Below are 7419 nucleotides of genomic sequence, written 5' to 3'. Positions count from 1 at the left end.
GGTGGCAGGCAGGCGGGCGGGCGCACGGGTGGCCATGGCGAGCGCGCGTGTGCAGCTTGCTGACTTGAACGTGCCCGACGTGAATCCCATACAGGCCCTGTCCCACCTCCTCCAGGAGGAGCGCGAGCGCCTGGCGCGCCTGTGGGCCAAGCGCCTGCGCGCGGAGACATATGACGTGGAGGTCCCCGGCAGGGACTTGCGCGCCCCGCTGCGCCGGTTGCTGGACGAACTGGCCCGCCTGCTCCGGGACCGGCCCGACGACGTCGTCCGGCTCTGGCCGGAGGTGGTCCGCCCGCACGGCGCCTTCCGCTACAGCCAGAACTTCGACCCCGAGGACCTGACGCGTGAGTTCAAGTCCCTGGAAGAGGTGATGCTCCACGTCTACGCGCGCCGCAACGGTGGCTTCATCGAGCCCCAGGTGGCGGAGCTCATGGCGGAGCTGGTGTGGGAGGCGGACGCCGCGGCCCAGGCGTCCTATGCGCGCATCCTGAAGACGGAGGAGGTGCGCTTTCGTGAAGCGGCGGTGATGGAGTCGGTGCTCAACCAGGTGGACGTGGGCATCATGCTGGCGGAGGTGGACGGCACCGTCTCCTTCGCCACGCCGCCGGTGAGCCGCCTCATGGGTGTGCCCATGCGCGCGGTGGTGGGGGTGCGGGCGGCGAACACCATCAATCCCGTGCTGACGCAGGTGAACGCGCGCCACCTCACGGGCGAGCCCTTCAAGCTGGCCGACATGCCCTTCCTGCGGGCACTCAAGGAGAAGGGGCCCGTGCGTGGGGTGATGATGGTGGTGGAGCGCCCCGGCGGCGACACCGCGACGCTGGAGCTGAGCGCCACGCCCGTCTGGGAAGAGGAGGGCGAGCTGGCCGGCGCCATCCAGACCTTCACCGACCGCACGGAAGCGGTGAACAAGACGAAGGCACTCCAGAGCGCGCACGGGGAACTGCGCAGGCTTCAGGGCCGCCTGCTCCAGCGCACCCGCCAGCAGGCGCTGGGACAGCTCGCCAGCGGCGCGGCGCATGCGCTCAACAACTTCCTCAACGTGCTGCGGCTGCGAATCACACTGCTGCAACGCGAGTTCAAGCCCGAGCACCTGGAGGCGCTCGACAAGACGGTGCAGCAGATTGGCGAACTGGTGGCCCGGCTCCAGGAGTTCAACATCCAGCGCACCCAGGAGCAGCCCACCGACGTCCCGGTGGACCAGACGGTGCGCGAGGCGCTGGAGCTGGCACGCGGCGAGTTGGAGCAGCGCGAGCACCCGGTGTACGTCGACCTGGACCTGGGCGACGTCGGCAACGTGCGCGCGGATACGGGCTTCTTCCGCGAGCTGGTGGTGAACCTGTTGCTCGTCTCGCGCGACCGGATGGAGGCCGGTGGCCGGCTGCACGTCTCCACCCGCACGGATGGCTCCGCGTGGCTGACGCTGCGCGTCGAGGACGAGGGCACGCCCTACGCGCCCGATGAGCTGGCGCGGCTGTTCGACCCGCTGCGCCGGGACGCGGGCGCGCCGCAGTTGTCCCTGTTCCTGGCGGTGGCGCGGGCACAGGTGGAACGCTGGGGCGGCGAGCTGACGGCGGAGGTTCCGGCTTCGGGCACGGGCACGGCCTTCGTGGTGCGCCTGCCCCGCGTGCATGAAGGCGCCGTGTCCACCGCGCCACGTCCGGAGCCGTCGCGCACGGAGGTGATGCGGCCGGCGGGGCCCCGGCGCTTCCAGCAGACGCGCAGCGTGCTGGTGGTGGATGACGACCTCGACAACGCGCGGATGATGGCGGAGGTGCTGGGCGAGGAAGGCTACGAGGTCCAGGTGGCCCACAGCCCCGCGGTGGCGCTGGGGATGTGGGACCGGCGCCGCTACGACGCCGCGCTGCTGGACGCGGTGATGCCGGAGATGAGCGGCTGGGAGCTCGCGCGCGAGCTGCGCAAGAAGACCCCTCAGGCGCTGCTGGCCATCGTCACCGGCATGGACGTGCGCGGACAGAACCGCTCCAACCTCGCGCTGGTGGACGCCGTGTTCCGCAAGCCCATCGACGTGGGCGCGCTGGACGACTTCCTGGGGCAGTCCGACACCGCCGCTTCCGAGAACGGTTCGTCGACCGCGGGTTCCGCGCCACCCGCCTGAGCGCAGCGGACAGGACGACGTGGTGCCTCAGGCGGGCCGGTAGCTCGCGGCGTTACACTTTTCACTCAAAATGTTGCGGCGCGCGTCACACCGCGAAGCCCGTTCCGCCGGGAAGGGCCCGTGTCTGAGCGGAGCGGGTGCTTCCCCATTGCAATCTCCCTGTCTGGCTAGAACTGCGAGTGTGGCTCGTCGCTTGCTCCAGGACCGCGGGCCCGCCGGTGCCCGCGGTCCTGATTCGGGCGTCCACCCCCGGTGGTTGCCACCCCCCACGAGGTGCTGCGTGAGATTCAATCTGAGAGGCCTGTTGCTGGCCGGAATGATGCTGGCCGGCGGCGGTGCCATGGCGGAAGAGAGCGCGGTCTGCGAAGGCCGTACGTCACAACCTCCCCTACAGCGGGATGCCCAGGGGCGCGTGAAGGTGGGCGAGGACGTCGTCGCCACCTTCAAGTCACGTCAGCCCAAGGCGCGGCCGGAGGGCGTTCGCGCCAAGGCCGAGCTGGCCTGGACGGACCGCCTCAGCAGCCCGGGGGCCACGTACATCGCGCCGCACTTCAGCCAGTTCGCGCTCGCGTCGGGGGACTACGTCATCGTTCGCGCGCCGGACGGCTCGCGTGAGTACCGCTACGAGGGCTTCGGCAAGGGCGAGGGCAACGCGCCGGTGAGGGGCGGCTTCTGGAGTGGTCACATCTCCGGTGACGTCGCCATCGTCGAGCTGTGGAGCACGGGCGGCCACGCGAAGTCCGGCTACACCATCGACCGGTTCGCTCGCGGCTTCGCCAACCTGGCGGCGCTGGGCGAGGACCTGGACAACAAGGCCCTCTGCGGTCCGGACGACTCGCGCAACGCGCGCTGTTACCAGACGTCGGACCCGCGTCAGTACAAGCACTCGCGCGCGGTGGCCCGTCTGCTCATCAACGGCAGCGGGGCCTGCACGGGCTGGCTCGTGGGCAACCAGGGCCACGTGATGACCAACGAGCACTGCATCGCCAACACCTCGGACGCGCTCAACACCGACTTCGAGTTCATGGCCGAGGGCGGCGCCTGTACCTCCGCTTGCAACAGCTGGTTCGGCTGTCCGGGCACGGTGGTGGCGACGAGTTCCACGCTCATCGCCGTGGACGCGCCCCGGGACTACGCCCTGGTGCGGCTGCCCACCAACCCCACGGCCACCTACGGCTACCTCCAGCTCCGCAACACCACCGCGTTCGTGGATGAGCGCATCTACATTCCCCAGCACCCCGCCGCCTGGGGCAAGTACATCGCCCGCAACTCCACGCACGCGTCGGACGCCTCGGGCTTCGCGGAAATCTTCGCCCTCAACCGGCCCGCGTGCTCGCCGGGTGGCCCGCCGGACATCGGCTACTACGCGGACACCCAGGGTGGCTCGTCTGGCTCTCCCGTCATCGCCAACTCCGACCACCGCGTCGTCGCGCTGCACCACTGCGCCAACTGCCCCAACCGTGGCGTGCCCATCACCTCCATCATCTCCCACCTGGGTTCGCTGTTGCCTCAGTGCGCGCTGCGCAGCGCCACCTGCCCGGACCCGTATGACGTCTGGATTCGCGACACCTGGTCCGACACCGGCCTGGAGCCGGACCCCGCCACCGTGGGCCAGGACATGTGGGCCAGCCCGTACATCTGGATTCGCCGCAACCCGGACGGCGTCGCCAACCCGCACGTCCACCAGAACCCCGAGCTGGGCGCGACGAACTACGCCTACGTGAAGCTGCACGGCGGGCCCCGTCCGGGCGCCACGGGGCGCCTCAAGCTGTACTACGCCAACGCCTCCACCGGCCTGGCCTGGCCCACGGACTGGACGCAGTTCGGTGACGTCGCCGTCAACGGCTTCACGCCCGACACGCACATCGTCGAGTCGCCGTGGAGCGGCCTGCCCGGTGAGGGGCACTACTGCCTGGTGGCGCGCTGGGAGTCCGCATCCGACCCCATGTCGTTCACCGAGACGACGGACATCGGCACCAACGTCCGTCAGAACAACAACATCATCTGGCGCAACGTGAACATCGTGGACCTGGAGTCCGGCAGCGAGGAGGTCCACTTCATCGTGCGCAACGTGCACGAGGGAATCCGGGCGCTGCGGCTGGCGGTGCGGGTGCCGGAAACGGACCGGCAGCGGCCCTTCCCGATGAATGGCGGCCGTGTCGTCGTGCGTCTGCCGGACGAGCTGTTCAAGCGCTGGGTGGAGGTGGGCGGCAAGGCCGAGGGCATGAAGATGCTGCGCGAGGGCGAGTTCGAGGTCGTGTCTCCGGAAGGGGGCGTGTTCCACGAGCTGCCGCTGGGCTTCCGCGAGGAGCACCAGCTGCGGATGTTCTTCGAGCGCTCGGCGGACGCCACGCCGGAGCCCTACCACCTGGAGGTCGTGCAGTTCGACCAGGACAAGCCTGACCGCGAGAGCCTGGGCGGCATCGGCTACGACATCTACACCCACGGCGAGCCGAAGCCGAAGAAGTAGCTGTCGCTTCGCCTGACGCGGCTTCGCTCGCGTGCCGTCCTGACGCGGGCGAGGCCGTGACGTGTTTGCATCCGTCCGTTGCCGTGCTTTGTCTGGTCTCCGGTGCGGCGCTTCCCGCCGCGTCCGTTTCCCGGAGGCAGTGCGTGCGGGTGGATGACCTTTGCCTGGTGCTGGTGTCCTCGCTGTTGCGGGAGGACCGTGCCCGGTGGCCTCAGCGGCTCAAGGCGCTGGAAGAGGAGCTGGGTGATGCCTGGGCGCTGCGGCGGCTCGAGGTGCCGAGAGCGTACTCCCTGGGTGTGCGGCTCCAGGATGGGCGTGAGCTCCCGCTCGCCACGTGGCTCGACTCGTTCGATGCGGGTGGGGTGCGCTCCGTTCGCGTGGTGGACCTCGGCGCGTCCTCGTCCGAGGCGCTTCCCGCGCACATCGCCGCCGCGTTCGCCAACGCGGGAGGCGTGGTGCTGGAGGTGACCTCGGGTGGGGCGTCCTCGCTCTTCCTCCTGCGAATGCACTCCAGCCGCCCGCACCTGCTCACCGCGCGGCAACTCGTGGACTTCGCCCGTGCGCAGTCGCACGCGGACCGCGTCTTCGAGGCCTGGGCGGAGTCCATCTCCGAGAACAACCAGCTCAACGACCGGCCCGCGGTGCCGGCCTCGGAGGTGCCGGACTACCTGGCCTCGCCGGACGGGTTCGTGCACTACGACTTGCGCGGCGGTGACCTGGTGGAGGAACTCCAGGCCACCCTTCGCCGTCACGGCGCGGACGTGACGATTCCAGACGCGCTCCAGGCCTGCTTCTACACCAGCGACCCGGACGCACTGTTTCGCGAGATGCTGTCTCCCGAGCAGCAGGCGGAGTTCGTCCCGTCGGAGGAGCAACTTCTCCTCACCGACACCACCACGCCCCAGCAGTTCGCTGACCTGGTGGCCGCGCAGCCCTTTGCCGCGGATGCCTGGACGCGCATCGCCCAGGACCAGAACCCGTTCCTGGCGGAAGGGGAGGCGCCCGTGACGGCGGAGGGTTTCGAGGCCCGTCTTCGGACGATGGCGCCGGATGGGCTCCAGTCGATGCTGACCGGCAACCTGATGATGGCGTTGCAGCAGGCGACCCGGGCGCATGGCGCGGAGTTGGTCATCCCCGAGTCCTTGCGCGGATGTGTCCGGCCTGCGTTCTCTCGGGATGAGGACCCGGGATGGATTCCGGGCAAGGACTTGCTGCGCCTGCAGTCCAATCCCGACGTGTACCAGATGTACCTGTTCCACGAACTGGCGGCCGGGCCCGCGCCCGTGGCCGAGGGGCCGTCCTGGGACGAGGCGCGGCGTGGCTTCACGAAGGCACTGCGGGAGGCAGTTGCCTTCTCAGCCGCGCAGGGCTCGAACTTCGCGGATGCGTTCAAGCTGGCGCTCTTCGCGCTCGAAGGGCAGGCGCCGCGCTACGACGAACTGTCACCGGAGCGGGTGCCGGATTACCTGGAGGCGGTGAAGGCCGCGGGCTTCGACGGGCGGCCGGTGCAGGTCTTCGAGGACAGGCTGGGCTCGTTGGGACTGCTCCAGTCGCTGGGGATGTCCGAGGAGAAGCTGCGCGGGATGCTCGCCTACCTGCTGTCCGATGTGTTTGGCGGCATGGGTTCCTGGAACGACCAGTACTTCGAGACACCCGAGGCGCAGCAGCAATACGACGGGGTGTCGGCGCGGCTGTTCGAGGCGCGGAGTACGTTCTTCGTGGCCACGCTCAACGCGCGCTGAGGCGGAAGGTGTGATGGTGGGCACGGCAGCCGGGCCCTGGCTGCCTGTCCCTCCCTTGTTGCGCTGGGGGGCGGTGTCCACCTCTGAGAGAGGAGGAGACACCACCATGTCACGCAAGACGATGGATTGCCGGAATGCGCCGAGTGACACCCACTGCACGCTGACGATTTCGGGCGAGGAGGACGAGGTATTCCAGGCGGCCATCTCGCACGCGGTCTCAGCGCACGGCCACGAGGACTCCGTCGAGCTGCGCGAGATGATTCGCGGCATGCTCGAGGACGAGTCGCCCGCGGCCAGCATGGGCCGGCCCATGTCGATGCAGGAGCCGCAGCAACCGAGCAGGCACTGAGGGACGGATTTGTCAGCGCGTGGGCAGTTCGCGGAACGAGATGCCGTCCAGCTCCAGGCGGCGCACCGTTTCCATGAACCGCTCGGTGCCGACAATCATCGTGGCGAAGTTGCCCACCCGGAACAGGTCCACGTCCGCTGGGAGCGAGGCCGCGTCGAGGATGGGCTCGTCGGGTCGACGGAACCCGAGGCGTCCGCAGGTGGCGCATCGAGGGGGCAGGTCAGGCGGCATGCAGTCCGCGTGCAGTTGACCACGCGGGTCGAGCTGAAGCTCCAGGAACTCGGGGGCGTCCTTCTGCCGGAACCGCAGCTCTGTTCGCGCGCCGAGCAGCCCGCGGATGCCTTCCTCCCGAAGTCGCTCCAGTTCTTCGTGGCGAATCAGCAGCAGACTGCTGCCCAGCCATGCGAAGGAACCGAACCGCCCGGAGGCGGTTCCCACTAACGGGCCGAACGTCGTCCCCGGGGGAAGCAGGGCACCTGGTGGTGCCAGGGGCCGTACCAGCTCCCGGAGCCGTGAGAACTCGGTGAATGGCTCAGGCCTGGCTTTCAAGAAGGCGCTCTGCTCGGGCAGGACGGACAAATCAACGGCGGGATACTGGTGTCCTGAACTGGCCCAGGTTTCACCGCAGCCCGGGCATCCCGCGAGGCCAGGTAGCCCCCACTTGTGCGCGGCGTTGAGGCTGCCGTTGGTGTGGGCTTGTACCGTCGAGTCTTCGCGCAGCCAGAAGAAACGCGTCATT

At 69.2% G+C, this 7419-nt stretch carries 5 protein-coding genes; 4 read left to right on the top strand and 1 reads right to left on the bottom strand.

Translation table 11 applies throughout. The features are described 5' to 3' along the window. The first annotated feature begins 1 nt into the window (after nucleotide 1). The 4 genes from F8M74_RS28275 (at nucleotide 2) to F8M74_RS28260 (ending at nucleotide 6680) form a co-directional block, all read left to right on the top strand. Complete coding sequence (locus F8M74_RS28275; RefSeq protein ID WP_305847182.1) at nucleotides 2–2119, top strand: response regulator; 2118 nt, start codon at nucleotides 2–4, stop codon at nucleotides 2117–2119. 280 nt (nucleotides 2120–2399) lie between these two features. Beyond that, entirely contained in the window at nucleotides 2400–4589 is a 2190-nt protein-coding gene (locus F8M74_RS28270) for a serine protease (RefSeq protein WP_228560427.1), read from the top strand. Nucleotides 4590–4738: 149 nt separating this feature from the next. Next, nucleotides 4739–6331 (top strand): hypothetical protein, encoded by a 1593-nt coding sequence (locus F8M74_RS28265; protein WP_228560429.1) that lies wholly within the window; start codon nucleotides 4739–4741, stop codon nucleotides 6329–6331. Between the two features lie 106 nt (nucleotides 6332–6437). Next, nucleotides 6438–6680, top strand: a complete 243-nt coding sequence (locus F8M74_RS28260; RefSeq protein WP_141255572.1) for a DUF1059 domain-containing protein — start codon at nucleotides 6438–6440, stop codon at nucleotides 6678–6680. A gap of 12 nt (nucleotides 6681–6692) precedes the next feature. Here the strand turns inward: F8M74_RS28260 and F8M74_RS28255 are convergent, their stop codons facing one another. Continuing rightward, entirely contained in the window at nucleotides 6693–7418 is a 726-nt protein-coding gene (locus tag F8M74_RS28255; protein ID WP_141255573.1) for a double-CXXCG motif protein, read from the bottom strand. Between the last annotated feature and the right edge of the window lies 1 nt (nucleotide 7419).

The sequence above is a fragment of the Myxococcus sp. CA023 genome, from assembly GCF_010998615.1.
In the GTDB taxonomy this organism is placed as follows: domain Bacteria; phylum Myxococcota; class Myxococcia; order Myxococcales; family Myxococcaceae; genus Myxococcus.
The sequence above is the reverse complement of the archived record's forward strand: the minus strand, read 5'-3'. Positions and strand labels throughout refer to the sequence as shown.

Coding starts and splice junctions, on each gene's coding strand:
- F8M74_RS28260 (WP_141255572.1), top strand. CDS start 6,438: ATGTCACGCAAGACGATGGATTGCCGGAATGCGCCGAGTGACACCCAC.
- F8M74_RS28255 (WP_141255573.1), bottom strand. CDS start 7,418: ATGACGCGTTTCTTCTGGCTGCGCGAAGACTCGACGGTACAAGCCCAC.